This is a genomic window from Pseudomonas sp. SO81, assembly GCF_030374125.1.
Lineage (GTDB): Bacteria > Pseudomonadota > Gammaproteobacteria > Pseudomonadales > Pseudomonadaceae > Aquipseudomonas.
Map to the genome: position 1 here is coordinate 3429792 of NZ_CP126126.1, position 14729 is coordinate 3444520.

Genomic DNA, 14729 nt, shown 5'->3' on the forward strand with positions numbered 1-14729 from the left:
GTTCAGCTCAGCTTGCGTGGATGGGCGAAGGTGATGCGGAAACAGCTGCCACCACCGTCGCGAGGTTTGTAGTCGAGGCGTGCCTGGTTGCTTTCGCATAGCTCGCGGGAAATATACAGGCCCAGGCCGGTGCCCTTGTTATCGGTGGTATAGAAGGGCTCGAAGATGTGCTGCAACTGCTCGGCTGGCACGCCAGGCCCGTCGTCCAGCACCTCCAGCGTAGGCAGATCGCTCTCGGCGTCGCGATAGAGCTTAAGCCACACCTGGCCCAATTGATGGCTTTGGGCGCTATAGCGCAGGCCGTTCTGCACCAGGTTGGTCAGCACCTGGGTCAGCTGGTGGGGGTCCATTCGGGTCTGCAGGCTGCCACTGCTGGTTTCCAGATGCAGGGTCTGATCCAGGCGCGCGGAGTTGCGGAACTCACTGGCGAAGCGATGTAGCCAGTATTTCAGGTCGAGCAGTTGCGGCTCCGCCTGGCGGCGGCGCGAGAGCTGCAATACGTTCTCGATCACCATGTTCATCCGTCGCGAATGATCCTGGATGATCTGGGCCAGGCGCCGGTCAGGCTCCTCCAGGTCTTCAGACTCCTGCAGCAGCTGCGCGGCGTGGCTGATGGCGCCCAGCGGGTTGCGGATCTCATGGGCGATGCCGGCAGTCAGTCGGCCGAGCGAGGCTAGCTTCAGTTGCTGGGCTTGCTGAGTAACCTGCGAGATATCGTCGAGGAAGATCAATGTGTGCAGCTCATCGCCCCTGTGTAGGGGGATAAAGCTGGGCTGCAGCAGAGGTCCATCGGCTATCGCCTGCAGGCTCTGTGGGCGAAGGGTCGGATTGTGCTGCCACTGTTGCAGGCGCTGGACCAGATCCGGGCAATGCGGGTCCAGTACCTTGTTTTCCAGCCTGCTGCGGCCAAGCATGCCGAGGGCGCCCTGATTGGCCAGCAACACCTTGTGCTGCTTGTCCAGCACCAGGATACCGGTGCGCATGCGTTGCAGAATCAGCGAGTTGAGTGCTTCAAGGCTGGCGACATCGACCGCCCGTTGTTCGGCCAGGTTTTCGCTCTGTTGCAGGCGCTGACTGAGGCCTTGGAGAAAAATCGCTGCAGCAAAACAGAGCGCACCGAGCGCGCCAGCCTGGACGAACTGGCTGCCGGCTGCGGGGCGATGCAGGCTCAGATAGAAGGTCAGGGCGAGCATGCCGATAGCGGCCACGGCAGCGATCAGCAGGCCGACTCGCCCGCGTAGCAGGATATTGGCAATCGCCACCGCGACGATCAGCAAGTTGCCGATGCCGCTGGGAGTGCCTCCTGCCGAGTAGAAGAGCGCGCAGAGCAGAAGTACGTCTAGCAGTGCCAGACCAAACACCTGAATCAGGTGCTTGGGGCGCTGCATCAGCACCGTTATCAGGACGTTGACTATCAGGTACGTCCAGCTGCCGTAGCGGAACAGCTGCACATGCGCCAGCTCCAGCAGCTCGCTGTCCAGATTGCTGGAAATCAGCAGGACCAGCGCCAGGCCGAGGGCGACCCGGTACAGGTTGTACAGTCGCAGTATCCGGCGGCCGGGGATGCCGTCGAGAGTCAGGTGCTCTGCGCTCACTGCTGGGGCTGCCCCCGCTCCAGGTGGGCCTGGCTGCAATACCAGAGCTGCTCTTGGGGTAGCGCCTTGTCGCGTGGCACATGCACGCCGCACTGGGCGCAGCGCACCATCGGCGCCGGCTGATCTTCATCTGGCTTTGCCGATGGGGCGGCGGAGCGATTGAAGCGGCGCCACAGCCAGACGGCGGCGGCGATCACGGCGACCCAGAACAGCAGACGGAACATGGTGTGCTCTCTCGTTGGCAGGCTGGCAGTTTAGCCAAGGAGCCGCTGGTGGCGCAGCAGGAAAACGCTCCTATCGTGCACCGTTACGCGGGGCGCAGGCATGAAAAAGGGAGGCCAGGCCTCCCTTCTCGTGTCGCGCCGACGGCTCAGTCGAACAGGCCGAACGTCATGTAGCTGAACCAGGAACGGTCGTCGCTGTTGCCTTCCGCTTCGCTCTCCAGGTCTTCCTGGGCTTCCTCTCCCTGGTTCTCCGGTTGCAGTTCGTCCGGGATATCTTCCTGGGCTTCCTCGTACTGGCGAATCACGTCCTGGCTGGCGCGGGTCTCGCCCGGCGGCAGCGGTGCGTCGGATTCGATCAGGCCCAGAGTGGCCTTGGCCAACCAGGAGCGGTTGTCCGCTTCCTCTTCCAGGGGCACGAACTGGCCGTCGACCAGGGTCGGGTGGTCCGGGTAGTTCAGCTTCAGGGTTTCCAGGCTGGTGGCGGCCAGATCGTTCAGCTCCAGGCGCTGGTAGGCCTCGACCATCAGGGCCAGGCCGTCGCCGACGGCGGGGGTTTCCTGGAAGTTTTCCACCACATAGCGGCCGCGGTTGGCGGCGGCGACATAGGCCTGGCGGGTCAGGTAGTAGCGGCCGGCGTGAATCTCGTAGGCGGCCAGAAGGTTGCGCAGGTAGACCATGCGCGCCTTGGCGTCCGGCGCATAGCGGCTATTGGGGTAGCGGCTGGTGAGCTGGGCGAACTCGTTGTACGAGTCACGGGCGGCGCCCGGGTCGCGCTTGGTCAGGTCCAGCGGGATGAAGCGGGCGATCAGTCCGCGGTCCTGGTCGAACGATGCCAGGCCCTTGAGGTAGTAGGCGTAGTCGACGTTGGCGTGCTGCGGGTGCAGGCGGATGAAGCGCTCGGCGGCGGACTTGGCGGCCTCCGGCTCGACGTTCTTGTAGTAGGCGTAGATCAGTTCGAGCTGGGCCTGCTCGGCGTAACGGCCGAACGGGTAGCGGGACTCCAGGGCCTTCAGCTTGGCGATGGCATTGTTGTAGCTGTTGCTGCTGAGATCTTCCTGGGCCTGCTGGTAGAGCTCGGTCTCGCTCAGGTTCTCATCCACTTCCGGCTTGTTGGAGGAGCACGCGGCAACGAAGGCGAGGGTGGCGATCAGCAGCAGGTGTTTCACTTGCATGGTGGCTTGCGTCCCTGTGACGGCGGCTGTCTAGGCCTCGACCGTCCTGTTATGATGAGCGCCCCGGAAAACGCCGGGACAAAGACGCCGTATTTAACCACAGCGTGCCGCCGAAACCAAAAGCCGCACCGCCCTCCGCAGCAGCCCATGTCCGAAGATTCCGATCAGCTCATCCAACTCACCGCCGAAGTGCCGTCCGACCTCGGTGGCCAGCGCCTCGACCAGGTCGCCGCCCAGCTGTTCGACGAGTACTCGCGCTCGCGCCTGTCGACCTGGATCAAGGACGGCCGCCTGACCGTCGATGGCGCCGTGCTGCGCCCGCGTGACATCGTCCACAGCGGCGCCGTGCTCAGCCTGGAGGCCGAGCAGGAGGCCCAGGGCGAGTGGGTGGCGCAGGACATCGCGCTGAACATCGTCTACGAGGACGAGCACATCCTGGTGATCGACAAGCCGGCCGGCCTGGTGGTCCACCCGGCGGCCGGGCACGCCGATGGCACCCTGCTCAACGCCCTGCTGCACCATGTGCCGGACATCATCAACGTGCCGCGTGCCGGCATCGTCCATCGCCTGGACAAGGACACCACCGGCCTGATGGTGGTGGCCAAGACCCTGCAGGCGCAGACCAAGCTGGTCGACCAGCTGCAGAAGCGCACGGTCAGCCGCATCTACGAATGCATCTGCATCGGCGTGATCACCTCCGGCGCCACCGTCGACGCGCCGATCGGTCGCAGCTCGGCCAACCGCCAACGCATGGCGGTGATCGATGGCGGCAAGCCGGCCGTGACCCACTACCGGGTGCTGGAGCGTTTCCGTTCGCACACCCATGTGCGGGTGAAGCTGGAGACCGGCCGTACCCACCAGATTCGCGTGCACATGACCCATGTTGGCTACCCGCTGATCGGCGACCCGCTGTACGCCGGGCGCTTCCGCATCCCGCCGGCGGCCAGCCCGACCCTGGTGCAGACCCTCAAGGAATTCCCGCGCCAGGCCCTGCACGCGCGTTTCCTGGAGCTGGAGCACCCCGCCACCGGGCAGCGCATGAAGTGGGTCTCGCCGCTGCCAGAAGATCTGGTGTGGATGCTCTCGCTGCTGCGCCAGGACAATGAGTCCTTCGTCTGACTGGCTGCTGCCGGACTGGCCGGCCCCGGCCAATGTCCGTGCCTGCGTCACTACGAGAGCCGGTGGCACCAGCCTGTCGCCCTTCGACAGCCTCAACCTCGGCGATCACGTCGAGGATGATCCGCAGGCTGTGGCCGACAACCGCCGTCTGCTGGTCGAGCGCCTGGATTGCCAGCCGGCCTGGCTGAGACAGGTGCATAGCCCAGATGTGGTCGAAGCCGATCCCGTCCACGTGCCCGTCGCCGACGCCAGCTGGAGCGCCACGCCGGGCATCGCCTGTGCCGTGCTGACCGCCGACTGCCTGCCGGCGCTGTTCTGCGACCGCGCCGGCACTCGCGTGGCGGCGGCCCATGCCGGCTGGCGCGGGCTGGCCGGTGGCGTGCTGGAAAACACCCTGGAGGCGCTGGCCGTCGAGCCCGCCGAAGTGCTGGTCTGGCTGGGGCCGGCCATCGGCCCCCAGGCCTTCGAGGTCGGTCCGGAAGTGCGCGAGGCGTTCGTCTCCCAGCATGCCGAGGCCGAGCGCGCCTTCGGCTCCAGCCGCAACCCCGGCAAATACATGGCCGACATCTATGCCATGGCGCGCATCCGTCTGGCGGCCCGCGGTGTCACCGCCGTATATGGCGGCGGCCTCTGTACGGTCGGCGACGAGCGCTTCTTCTCCTACCGCCGCGCCGCCCGCACCGGGCGCTTCGCCTCTCTGGTGTGGCTGGTCGATTGATCCGCAGCAAATGATTGGCGCTTGAATCGGCCGAAACTGTCCCTATCTACAGAGCAATACCGGGCTTCACTCAGAGGAGCTGTTCAGCGCTCCGGCCCGCTTTCTGAAGGAAGGACAATTCATGCGTATCGATCGTCTTACCAGCAAGCTCCAGCTTGCCCTGTCCGACGCCCAGTCCACTGCCGTCGGCCTCGACCATGCCGCCATCGAACCGCTGCATCTGATGCAGGCCCTGCTGGATCAGCAGGGCGGCTCGATCAAGCCGCTGCTGATGCAGGTCGGCTTCGATGTCGGCGCCCTGCGCAAGGCCCTGGCCAAGGAGCTGGACGGCCTGCCCAAGATCCAGAACCCCACCGGCGACGTGAACCTGTCCCAGGACCTGGCGCGCCTGCTCAACCAGGCCGACCGCCTGGCCCAGCAAAAGGGTGACCAGTTCATCTCCAGCGAGCTGGTGCTGCTGGCCGCCATGGACGAGAACACCAAGCTGGGCAAGCTGCTGCTGGCCCAGGGCGTGTCGAAGAAGGCGCTGGAGAACGCCATCGCCAACCTGCGCGGCGGCCAGGCGGTCAACGACCCCAATGTCGAGGAGTCGCGCCAGGCCCTGGACAAGTACTGCGTCGACCTGACCAAGCGTGCCGAGGAAGGCCGGCTGGATCCGGTGATCGGCCGTGACGACGAGATCCGTCGCACCATCCAGGTCCTGCAGCGCCGTACCAAGAACAACCCGGTGCTGATCGGCGAGCCCGGCGTCGGCAAGACCGCCATCGCCGAGGGTCTGGCCCAGCGCATCATCAATGGCGAGGTGCCGGATGGTCTGAAGGACAAGCGCCTGCTGGCTCTCGATATGGGCTCGCTCATTGCGGGGGCCAAGTTCCGCGGCGAATTCGAGGAGCGCCTGAAGGCCGTGCTCAACGAGCTGGGCAAGCAGGAAGGGCGGATCATCCTGTTTATCGACGAACTGCACACCATGGTCGGCGCGGGCAAGGCCGAAGGCGCGATGGATGCCGGCAATATGCTCAAGCCGGCCCTGGCCCGTGGCGAGCTGCACTGCGTCGGTGCCACCACCCTGGACGAGTACCGCCAGTACATCGAGAAGGATGCCGCCCTGGAGCGCCGCTTCCAGAAGGTGCTGGTGGACGAGCCGAGCGAAGAGGACACCATCGCCATCCTGCGCGGCCTCAAGGAGCGCTACGAGGTGCACCACGGCGTGACCATCACCGACGGCGCGATCATCGCCGCGGCCAAGCTCAGCCATCGCTACATCACCGATCGCCAGTTGCCGGACAAGGCCATCGACCTGATCGACGAGGCCGCCAGCCGCATCCGCATGGAGATCGACTCCAAGCCGGAGGCCCTGGATCGCCTGGAGCGCCGCCTGATCCAGCTGAAGATCGAGCGCGAGGCGCTGAAGAAGGAAGACGATGAGGCGGCCAAGAAGCGCCTGGAGAAGCTGCAGGACGACATCGCCAAGCTGGAGCTGGAATACGCCGATCTGGAGGAGATCTGGAAGTCGGAGAAGGCCGAGGTGCAAGGCTCGGCGCAGATCCAGCAGAAGATCGAGCAGGCCAAGGCCGACCTCGAGGCGGCGCGGCGCAAGTCCGACCTGCAGCGCATGGCCGAGCTGCAGTACGGCATCATCCCCGACCTGGAGCGCAGCCTGCAGATGGTCGACCAGCACGGCAAGAGCGAGAACCAGCTGCTGCGCAACAAGGTGACCGACGAGGAGATCGCCGAGGTGGTGTCCAAGTGGACCGGCATCCCGGTGGCCAAGATGCTCGAGGGCGAGCGCGAGAAGCTGCTGCGCATGGAGGACGATCTGCACAAGCGGGTGATCGGTCAGCACGAGGCGGTGGTGGCGGTGGCCAACGCCGTGCGTCGTTCGCGCGCCGGACTGGCCGATCCCAATCGGCCCAGTGGCTCCTTCCTCTTCCTCGGGCCCACCGGGGTGGGCAAGACCGAGCTGTGCAAGGCGCTGGCCGAGTTCCTCTTCGACACCGAGGAGGCCATGGTGCGCATCGACATGTCCGAGTTCATGGAGAAGCACTCGGTGGCTCGCCTGATCGGCGCGCCGCCCGGTTACGTGGGTTACGAGGAGGGCGGCTACCTGACCGAGGCGGTGCGTCGCAAACCCTACTCGGTGATCCTCCTGGACGAGGTGGAGAAGGCCCATCCGGACGTGTTCAACGTGCTGCTGCAGGTGCTGGAAGACGGCCGCCTGACCGACAGCCAGGGGCGCACCGTGGACTTCCGCAACGCCGTGGTGGTGATGACTTCCAACCTCGGCTCGGCGCAGATCCAGGAGCTGGTCGGCGACCGCGAGGCACAGCGCGCGGCGGTGCTGGATGCGGTGAGCAGTCACTTCCGCCCGGAGTTCGTCAACCGCATCGACGAGGTGGTGGTGTTCGAGCCGCTGGGCCGCGAGCAGATCGCCGGCATCGCCGAGATCCAGCTGGCGCGCCTGCGTCAGCGCCTGGCCGAGCGCGAGCTGAGCCTGGAACTGTCGGCCGAGGCGCTGGACAAGCTGGTGTCGGTCGGTTTCGACCCGGTCTACGGCGCGCGGCCGCTGAAGCGGGCCATCCAGCGCTGGATCGAGAACCCGCTGGCGCAGCAGATCCTGGCCGGCAGCTTCCTGCCCGGCATGGCGATCCAGGCGCGGGTCGAGGGCGACGAGATCGTCTTCGCCTGAGTTCGGCGATTATGAAAAAAGCCCCGGGAAACCGGGGCTTTTTCGTTCAGACCTGCAGGTGGCGCAACAGCAGCGCCAGGGGGCCGACCTGGTCATCGGCCAGGTCGATGATATGGAAGCCGCACCAGCCGTTGTGTCCGGCTTCGCCGGGACGGCTCCACAGGCAGTCGGCGCCCACGCGGACCTCATGAATGCCATCCAGGGGCTGGTCCAGCACCAGGCGGCACTCCCAGACCGAGTCGGCCTCCGGCGGAGCCTCGCTGACCAGCATGAAGCCGTCCTCGGAAAGGTCGACGATGCGGCCCAGGCGGCGGCCGCTGTGCAGGTCGAGTACATCGATGCCCAGTTGCGTGGTGTGGCGGCTGTGCTGGCGACGATCGTCCATTCAGGCTCCTTGTCCGACTTCGTTGGCGCGCCCGGTGAAGCGCTGCAGAACGCGATAGATGGCGCCCAGGGCGCGGTCCACCAGGGGTGCGCTGCGCTCCGGTGCGACGATGCGCGCCAGGCCCTGCTCCATTTCGTTGGCCAGCTGGCGGATCGGCTTGACCGCCACCCGCTGGCCGCTGTGATCGACGAACATGTAGTTGTGGGTGGTCGGGCTGAACCAGGACAGCTTGAGGGTCTGGGTGTCCTTGCCCTGGACGAACTCGAACCAGGTGCCGAACTCCAGCTGTTGCAGTTCCTTGATCAGCGCCTGGGCGCGCGCCGTCAGCTGGCCCTCGCGCTTGACAGGTTCGGCCAGGGCGGCGTCCTCGCCGAGCATGGCGCCCAGCGGACTCTCCTGCAGCTGGCTCTTGATCTGCGCGGCCAGCTGCGGCTGCTGGGCCTGCACCGCGTGCTGGCAGGCGACTATGTCCTGCAGCAGGCGGCGGATGCCGTCCTCGTGGTAGCCGCCGAGCAGCTCGAGGCCCTTGCGCAGCTCGTCCAGCAGGGTGACGCGCAGATTCTGCAGGCGACTGCGGCCATCGGCATCCAGCGGCGTGCCGCTCCAGGCCAGCTGCTCGGCCACTTCACCGGCGCGCTGCCATTCGGCGCTGCGCTCGCCATGGCGCAACAGGACAAACACCAGCACATCGGCCCAGGTCAGTTCGAGGAAGTTGTGGATCACGCTCGGCAGGTGACGCTCGCGCAGCACGTTCTGGATCACCGCGACCGCCTGCTGGCGCGCACCGAGCAGGCGGTCGCGGCCCTTGGCGGCCTCCACCGCGCGCTTCTCGCGCAGCTCGACCTTGTGCTTGAGCGTGGCGACGAACTCGTTGAACTCCTCCAGCAGGTTGTCGAACAGCAGCAGGTCGCCCGTGAAGCCGTGGATCACCCGCTCCACCACCCAGTGGATCTTCGCCAGCAGGCCGCGCTCGTCACCTTCGCCGCCATACAGCACGCCGGCCTGGGCCATGGTGTTGAGCAGGCGTCTGGCCGGGTGTTGGTGCTGGGTGAACAGCGCCTTGTCCTGCAGCGCCACCTTCAGGTAGGGCGTGTGCAGGTGGGAGAGGGCGGTCTTGCAGCTGTGCGGCAGGTTGTCATCGTCGAGGATGAAGTCGAACAGCATGCCGACCAGGTCGATCACGTCGGCTTCCTGATCGGCCAGTTTCTGCTGGCCCGGCAGGCTGCTGAGGGACTCCAGCTGCTGCTGCAGGTTGACCTTGATGTCCTCTACCGGCTGCGGGCCCTGCAGGCGCTGGGTCAGGGTGCTGGCGGACTGCTGCTGCAGGCGGGTAAGTGCCTCGAGCAGCTCGCCGGCGCTGTAGGTGCTGGTGGCCGTGCGCGGGGCGAAGCTGGCGATACTGCGGGTGCCGCCCGGCAGCGGCGCGTCGAGGTCCTGCTGGCGGCGCTCGCCGAGCAGGGCGGCCAGGCCGCCGAACAGCTGGCCGGGGTCCTGCGGCGGTGGAGCGCTGAGGTCCGCCGGGGCCTGAATGATCGGCGCGGCTGCCTGGGTGGTCTGCGCCGCGCCGGCATGGCTAATCCCAGGCGGCGCGAAGTTGGCAGCCGGCGCCGTACCGGTCGGTGCCTGTGCTGCCGTTGTACCGCCCTCCGCCGGGCGACTGGGCGGGCTGGCGGACGGCGAGCGCTGGGCGGTGAACTTGAGGTTGGGCAGGATGCCGGCGTTGACCAGACGCTGGTTGAGCATCTCGTACAGCGTATCCAGGCCCTGCATCACGTGCCGGTCGAACAGCATGTAGAGGATGACCTTGATCCGCAGCGGCAGCGGGTGCGGGGTGAGGGCCTCGCGGAAGGCCTCGGCCAGGGCCTGGGGGCCGAAGGGGTTGGCATCCTCCACCAGCTTCTGGCCGTTGTTGAGCAGGGCCAGGCGTTGTTCCAGGGCGAACAGGGCGCGGGTGCTGCGCGCCTTGACCTTGCTGACCATGTTGGTCACCTGCAGGCTTTCCTCGTACTCCTCGTTCTGCATCAGGCTCAGGTGTTCGCCATCCGCTTCCCCGTCCTGGGGCTTGGCCTTGAGCTTGCCCTCGAGGAAGTCGGCGAAGTTTTGCGCGATGCGCTGGTGGTAGCTGCGTTCTATCTGCGGGCGCAGCTTGCGCAGGTCGCGCATGGCATCGAAGAACAGGCTCTGCACCTTGTTGTTTTCGGCCTTCTCGGCGCCTTCGAAGAGCGTGTCGTCGACCTGCGCGAACAGCCCGGTCAGGTGTTCGGCCAGGTTGTTCATCACCAGCTTGCGGCAATCCTGGACCAGCTCGCCGAAGCGGGGCTGGATGGCGCGGCTGGCGACGCCGGGAATATGGGGTGGTGGGAGGTCCTGCGAGCTCATGCGGCGTCCTGGGGCGATAGCTCGGTCGAGGCTATCGCTGTGATCTCAATCATGTTTCCAGCAATAGAGTAGCCTTTTATTGCCGTCGGCGGCGCGGATGAAATAACTCGTTGTCAGGGTTGACATAAGCATTCTGGCCCGTAAAATGGCGCGCCTCTGATACGGGAATCGGCCTGGCCGGTCCGGTAGAGGAGATTGGAAAATCGTAGTTCCGCGATAGCTCAGTCGGTAGAGCAAATGACTGTTAATCATTGGGTCCCTGGTTCGAGTCCAGGTCGCGGAGCCAATTTTCCTGGCGGGGTATAGCGCAGTCCGGTAGCGCGCTTGCTTTGGGAGCAAGATGTCGGGAGTTCGAATCCCCCTACCCCGACCACTTGGGTCGTTAGCTCAGTCGGTAGAGCAGTTGGCTTTTAACCAATTGGTCGTAGGTTCGAATCCTACACGACCCACCATCATTTAAACGAAAAGCCCGCCTAGTGCGGGCTTTTTGTTGCCTGGAAGAAAACTGGCGATGCGGGAAGGGGCGGCGAACCGCCCCTATCCTGACTAGTGCAGCTTCAGGCGTGGCTCGGTGCTGCGGCCGATGCGGTCGCCGAGCATCAGCAGGGCGGTGCGCAGCACGCCATACAGCGCCATCTGGTGCATGCGGTACAGCGACACGTAGAACATACGCGCCAGCCAACCCTCCAGCTTCACGCTGCCCATCAAGTTGCCCATCAGGTTGCCCACGGCAGAGAAGCGCGACAGCGAGATCAGCGAACCGTAATCGCGGTAGCGGAATTCCGGCAGGGCCTGGCCGTTCAGGCGCAGCTTGAGGGTCTTGGCCAGCAGCGACGCCTGCTGGTGAGCGGCCTGGGCGCGCGGCGGGATGGTGCGCTCGCTGCCGTCGCCCAGCGGGCAGGCGGCGCAGTCGCCGAAGGCGAAGATATTGTCGTCCAGGGTGGTCTGCAGGGTCGGTCGCACCAGCAACTGGTTGATGCGGTTGCTTTCCAGGCCGTCCAGATCCTTGAGGAAGGCCGGCGCGCGGATGCCGGCGGCCCACACCTTGAGGCTGGCGGGAACCTCCATGCCCTGGGCGGTGAGCAGCGCCTCGGCGGTCACCTGGCTCACCGCGGTGCCGGTCAGCACGGTGACGCCGAGCTTCTCCAGGGTCTTGTGTACCGGGCCGCTGATGCGCTCCGGCAACGCCGGCAGCACGCGCGGGCCGGCCTCGATCAGGGTGATGCGCATGTTCTGTGGCTGGATGCGATCCAGGCCGTAAGCCGCCAGCTCGTGGGCGGCGTGGTGCAGCTCGGCGGCCAGCTCCACGCCGGTGGCGCCGGCGCCGACGATGGCGATGCTGATGCGGCCGTCGTCGCTGTTGCCGGCGTGGGCGCGTAGGTAGTGGCTGAGCATCTGCCGGTGGAAGCGCTCGGCCTGCTCGCGGGTGTCGAGGAAGATGCAGTGTTCTGCGGCGCCTGGCGTGCCGAAGTCATTGGTGGTACTGCCGACGGCGATCACCAGGCTGTCGTAGGTCAGCTCGCGTTCGGCCAGCAGCTCGCCGCCGTCCTCGTCCAGGGTGGCGGCCAGCGTGATGACCTTGCGCGCGCGGTCCAGGCCGCTCATGCGCCCGAGCTGGAACTCGAAGTGGTTCCACTTGCCCTGGGCCACGTAGTTCAGCTCGTCCTCGGAGGAGTTCAGCGAGCCGGCGGCTACCTCGTGCAGCAGCGGTTTCCAGATATGGGTGAGGTTGGCGTCGACCAGCACGATGCTGGCCTGTTTGCGTTTGCCCAGGGTTCTACCCAGGCGGGTAGCAAGCTCCAGGCCGCCGGCGCCGCCGCCGACGATCACGATACGATGAGTCATGGGGATATCTCACAAGGCTTAAAGAAAGCGGTAGACCCGACTGGGCGAGCGCGATGCGGCTCATAGCGCCAGTCCGACAAGTAGGCGGGAGAAGAGGCCTAGGCCGATCGTCAGGGCGATGACGATCAACAGAAGGCGCCAGGGGCGGAACGGCTGACGCTCCACCTGATGCTGCGGAGCGCTGAGGTACTGCTCGACGCGTTGCTGGTCTTCCGGGCTGAGACGGCTGCTCATGGCGATCCTCTCGAAGAATGCGCCCATTCTAGGCACGTCCCTCACGCCGGCTCAACGCGCACTTGATCGTCCAGGCGGATGATGCCGCCCTCGATCACCCGCGCGGTGATTCCGCCATGGCCGCGCATGGCCTGGAAAGTGCCCGGCCCGAGGCGCTGCTCCAGGCGTGCGCAGGGCTGGCACCAGCCGGTGGTTTCCAGCAGTGCCTGGCCGATGCGAAAGCGCCGACCCTTGAGGCTGAACAGGTTGATGCCGGCGACGGCGATGTTGCGGCGCAGATCGGCCGGAGTGATCTCGCGATTCAGTAGCGCGCCGATCACCGCCAGGTGTTCCCATTGGATCAGCGTCACCTGGCGCGCATTGCGCGGCCCGGGGCGGGCGTGATCGCCGGTCAGGCCGGCTTCGCGCCGGGCCTCGACGGCTTCCGGTTCGAGCATCGCGCCGCGCGCCTGCGGGCGTACCCCGAGCCAGCGCACATGACCGCGTTGGGGCACAGTGGCGAGCAAGTCCAGTAGCTCGCTCACAGGCTGATACCGACGTCGAACAGCACGGTGCGGCCCAGGTTGTGGCGCAGGAAGTCCGGCGCGTCGCGGTGGGCGAACAGCACCCGTGCGTAGTTGGGGCCGACCAGCGACAGCGAGCGCCAGCCCTGGCGCAGGTATTCGCTGGGGGGCGGGAAGGGGCTGTTGAGGTCCAGCACTTCGCGCTTGAGGCTGACGTAGGCGAGCAGGTCCAGCTCCCCCAGTTCGAGGCCGCGCTCGCCATAGTTGTGCGCCTTCTTGCGCAGGGTCGGCGCCAGGCGCGCCTGTAGTTCGCTGGCCGGAATGCGCCGTGGGCGAGCCTCGCGGCGCAGCAGCTGGCTGAGGGACAGGGCGCTGCGGCGGCGCTGCAGCTCCTCGCGCCACTCGTCGTTGAGGCGGCGATCACGATCGAGCACGAAGAACACCTCGAAGTTGGCGCCGCGGAACAGCACGTCCGGTGGCTCCTGGCCGGTGGCGAACTCGTCCTGCCGGTGGCGCAGGTTGAGCGCCGTCAGCAGGCGCTGGCAGACCCAGCGCTCGCGCTCCCATTTGCGTGCATTGGAGAGAAATTCGTTGGCCTGTTCCGCTTGGCGTGTGAGCAGGCGCAGGTAGTCGGAGTCGTCCATGGCCGCAGCATAGCGTAAAAGCCAGTCGCGTTCGGGCGCGTTAGACTGCGCCGAGCAGCCACGGAAACCGCCATGCAGATACGCGCCATCATTCCCGCCGATCACGCCGCATTGTTCGCGCTGTGGCGGCGCACGCCGGGCATCTGTATCCGCCCCGAGGATGCCTATGAACCGTTCTGTCGCTATCTGGCGCGCAATCCCGAGCTGAGTCTGCTGCTCGAGGTCGACGGAACGCCCATCGCCTGTTTGCTGGTGGGCCACGACGGTCGCCGTGGCTATCTGCAGCATCTGGTGGTCGATGCTCCTTGGCGTGGCCGCGGACTGGCCAGGGCGCTGCTGGACGAGGCGCTGGCCAGACTGGCGGCGCTCGGCGTGAGCAAGTCCCACGTCTTCGTGCTGCGCGATGCGCCCGAGGCTCTGGATTTCTGGCAGGCGCAGCAGAGCTGGAGCGCGCGCACGGATATCCAGGTGTTTTCGACCAGGGGCGCGTCATGATCGCCGCCGAGCTGCTGCTGCCGACCAGCCTGTGGCTGGGCTGGCTGAGTTATGCCCTAGTGCTGTTGTGGGCGCTATGGCGCGCGCCCTGGGTCGAGCTGTTCAGCGACCAGCGCCGCCAGCACCTGTTGTTCGGCACGATGCTGGCGCTGTTTCTGTTGTGGCTGGTGCGCCGCGACTTCGCCTCGGGGCTGTCCTTTCACTTCATCGGCATGACGGCCGTGACCCTGCTGCTGGATTGGCCGCTGGCGCTGCTCTGTGGCTTTGCCGCGCAGCTGGGTCTACTGGCGCTGGGGCGCCTGGACTGGGCGGCACTGGGCGTCAATGGCCTGCTGCTGGTGGCCGTACCCGTGGCCATCGCCGAAACCTTTGCCGTGCTGGTGGAGCGACGCCAGCCGCGCAACCTGTTCGTCTACATCTTCTGCTGCGGCTTCTTCCCTGCGGCGCTGACGGCGCTGGTCTGCCTGCTCGGCGGGCTGGGGCTGCTCTGGCATGACGGCTTGTACGTGATGCCGCCCTGGCTGGAGGACTTCATCGGCTACCTGTGGCTGGTGATGTTCCCCGAGGCCTTCATCAACGGCATGCTGGTCACTGGCCTAGTGGTGTTCTATCCGGACTGGCTGGAGACCTTCAATCGCACCCGTTACCTGGCGGCGCCGTGGAAGGGTGACGATACGGATCGCCGTCCATAAGCGCGGTTTATCTCGCTAGCGCAGCTGATCTGGATCAA

General features: G+C 66.1%; 14 protein-coding genes and 3 tRNA genes. 8 read left to right on the forward strand and 9 right to left on the reverse strand.

The genetic code is table 11. The features are described 5' to 3' along the window. Nucleotides 1–2 precede the first annotated feature (2 nt). The 3 genes from OH686_RS16005 to OH686_RS16015 all read right to left on the reverse strand — a co-directional run bounded on the left by OH686_RS16005 (nucleotide 3) and on the right by OH686_RS16015 (nucleotide 2991). Nucleotides 3–1595, reverse strand: a complete 1593-nt coding sequence (locus OH686_RS16005) for a sensor histidine kinase (protein WP_289533881.1) — start codon at nucleotides 1593–1595, stop codon at nucleotides 3–5. Then, nucleotides 1592–1819 (reverse strand): PP0621 family protein, encoded by a 228-nt coding sequence (locus tag OH686_RS16010; RefSeq protein ID WP_289533883.1) that lies wholly within the window; start codon nucleotides 1817–1819, stop codon nucleotides 1592–1594. The genes OH686_RS16005 and OH686_RS16010 overlap by 4 nt, the downstream gene beginning before the upstream one ends. A gap of 146 nt (nucleotides 1820–1965) precedes the next feature. Next, nucleotides 1966–2991 carry an outer membrane protein assembly factor BamD gene (locus tag OH686_RS16015; RefSeq protein WP_289533884.1) on the reverse strand — a complete coding sequence of 342 codons (1026 nt, stop codon included), beginning with the start codon at nucleotides 2989–2991 and terminating at the stop codon, nucleotides 1966–1968. A gap of 147 nt (nucleotides 2992–3138) precedes the next feature. Here OH686_RS16015 and rluD point away from each other — a divergent pair, with 147 nt between their 5' ends. The 3 genes from rluD (at nucleotide 3139) to clpB (ending at nucleotide 7514) form a co-directional block, all read left to right on the forward strand. Further along, complete coding sequence (rluD, locus tag OH686_RS16020) at nucleotides 3139–4110, forward strand: 23S rRNA pseudouridine(1911/1915/1917) synthase RluD (protein ID WP_289533885.1); 972 nt, start codon at nucleotides 3139–3141, stop codon at nucleotides 4108–4110. Then, complete coding sequence (gene pgeF, locus OH686_RS16025) at nucleotides 4094–4828, forward strand: peptidoglycan editing factor PgeF (RefSeq protein ID WP_289533887.1); 735 nt, start codon at nucleotides 4094–4096, stop codon at nucleotides 4826–4828. Before rluD ends, pgeF begins: the two co-directional genes overlap by 17 nt. Before the next feature lie 121 nt (nucleotides 4829–4949). After that, complete coding sequence (gene clpB / locus OH686_RS16030) at nucleotides 4950–7514, forward strand: ATP-dependent chaperone ClpB (protein ID WP_289533889.1); 2565 nt, start codon at nucleotides 4950–4952, stop codon at nucleotides 7512–7514. 46 nt (nucleotides 7515–7560) lie between these two features. On the opposite strand, the gene OH686_RS16035 is transcribed toward clpB, so the two are convergent. Next, nucleotides 7561–7899 carry a PilZ domain-containing protein gene (locus OH686_RS16035; RefSeq protein WP_289533892.1) on the reverse strand — a complete coding sequence of 113 codons (339 nt, stop codon included), beginning with the start codon at nucleotides 7897–7899 and terminating at the stop codon, nucleotides 7561–7563. Then, on the reverse strand, nucleotides 7900–10278 hold the full coding sequence (locus OH686_RS16040; RefSeq protein WP_289533894.1) for a DUF1631 domain-containing protein: 2379 nt from the start codon (nucleotides 10276–10278) through the stop codon (nucleotides 7900–7902). It lies immediately after the preceding gene. A 210-nt stretch (nucleotides 10279–10488) separates the two neighbouring features. On the opposite strand from OH686_RS16040, the gene OH686_RS16045 reads away from it, so the two are divergent. From OH686_RS16045 to OH686_RS16055, 3 genes are all read left to right on the forward strand, one after another. Then, a tRNA-Asn gene (locus OH686_RS16045) sits at nucleotides 10489–10564 on the forward strand. 10 nt (nucleotides 10565–10574) lie between these two features. Beyond that, a tRNA-Pro gene (locus OH686_RS16050) sits at nucleotides 10575–10651 on the forward strand. A gap of 3 nt (nucleotides 10652–10654) precedes the next feature. After that, nucleotides 10655–10730 (forward strand) — tRNA-Lys (locus OH686_RS16055). A gap of 94 nt (nucleotides 10731–10824) precedes the next feature. Here OH686_RS16055 and OH686_RS16060 read toward each other — a convergent pair. The 4 genes from OH686_RS16060 to OH686_RS16075 are packed head-to-tail and all read right to left on the reverse strand — an operon-like array spanning nucleotide 10825 to nucleotide 13504. Next, entirely contained in the window at nucleotides 10825–12123 is a 1299-nt protein-coding gene (locus OH686_RS16060) for an NAD(P)/FAD-dependent oxidoreductase (protein ID WP_289533896.1), read from the reverse strand. Nucleotides 12124–12183: 60 nt separating this feature from the next. Further along, nucleotides 12184–12357: a DUF3094 domain-containing protein gene (locus OH686_RS16065; RefSeq protein WP_289533898.1), complete on the reverse strand. Its 174-nt coding sequence runs from the start codon at nucleotides 12355–12357 to the stop codon at nucleotides 12184–12186. 41 nt (nucleotides 12358–12398) lie between these two features. Next, a complete protein-coding gene (locus tag OH686_RS16070) occupies nucleotides 12399–12881 on the reverse strand; it encodes an MOSC domain-containing protein (RefSeq protein ID WP_289533900.1) in 483 nt (160 codons plus the stop codon). Then, nucleotides 12878–13504 carry a DUF1780 domain-containing protein gene (locus OH686_RS16075; RefSeq protein WP_289533903.1) on the reverse strand — a complete coding sequence of 209 codons (627 nt, stop codon included), beginning with the start codon at nucleotides 13502–13504 and terminating at the stop codon, nucleotides 12878–12880. The genes OH686_RS16070 and OH686_RS16075 overlap by 4 nt, the downstream gene beginning before the upstream one ends. A 45-nt stretch (nucleotides 13505–13549) precedes the next feature. On the opposite strand from OH686_RS16075, the gene OH686_RS16080 reads away from it, so the two are divergent. Next, a complete protein-coding gene (locus tag OH686_RS16080) occupies nucleotides 13550–13999 on the forward strand; it encodes a GNAT family N-acetyltransferase (RefSeq protein ID WP_289539005.1) in 450 nt (149 codons plus the stop codon). Then, the gene (locus OH686_RS16085) at nucleotides 13996–14691 is read left to right on the forward strand and encodes an energy-coupling factor ABC transporter permease (protein WP_289533905.1); all 696 of its coding nucleotides are present in this window, start codon (nucleotides 13996–13998) and stop codon (nucleotides 14689–14691) included. The genes OH686_RS16080 and OH686_RS16085 overlap by 4 nt, the downstream gene beginning before the upstream one ends. Nucleotides 14692–14729 lie beyond the last annotated feature (38 nt).

Bases quoted from the DNA above. Each gene is read 5' to 3' on its own strand.
- rluD (WP_289533885.1), top strand. From the start codon at position 3,139: ATGTCCGAAGATTCCGATCAGCTCATCCAACTCACCGCCGAAGTGCCG.
- OH686_RS16075 (WP_289533903.1), bottom strand. From the start codon at position 13,504: ATGGACGACTCCGACTACCTGCGCCTGCTCACACGCCAAGCGGAACAG.
- pgeF (WP_289533887.1), top strand. From the start codon at position 4,094: ATGAGTCCTTCGTCTGACTGGCTGCTGCCGGACTGGCCGGCCCCGGCC.
- OH686_RS16065 (WP_289533898.1), bottom strand. From the start codon at position 12,357: ATGAGCAGCCGTCTCAGCCCGGAAGACCAGCAACGCGTCGAGCAGTAC.
- OH686_RS16035 (WP_289533892.1), bottom strand. From the start codon at position 7,899: ATGGACGATCGTCGCCAGCACAGCCGCCACACCACGCAACTGGGCATC.
- OH686_RS16010 (WP_289533883.1), bottom strand. From the start codon at position 1,819: ATGTTCCGTCTGCTGTTCTGGGTCGCCGTGATCGCCGCCGCCGTCTGG.
- clpB (WP_289533889.1), top strand. From the start codon at position 4,950: ATGCGTATCGATCGTCTTACCAGCAAGCTCCAGCTTGCCCTGTCCGAC.
- OH686_RS16060 (WP_289533896.1), bottom strand. From the start codon at position 12,123: ATGACTCATCGTATCGTGATCGTCGGCGGCGGCGCCGGCGGCCTGGAG.
- OH686_RS16085 (WP_289533905.1), top strand. From the start codon at position 13,996: ATGATCGCCGCCGAGCTGCTGCTGCCGACCAGCCTGTGGCTGGGCTGG.
- OH686_RS16015 (WP_289533884.1), bottom strand. From the start codon at position 2,991: ATGCAAGTGAAACACCTGCTGCTGATCGCCACCCTCGCCTTCGTTGCC.
- OH686_RS16040 (WP_289533894.1), bottom strand. From the start codon at position 10,278: ATGAGCTCGCAGGACCTCCCACCACCCCATATTCCCGGCGTCGCCAGC.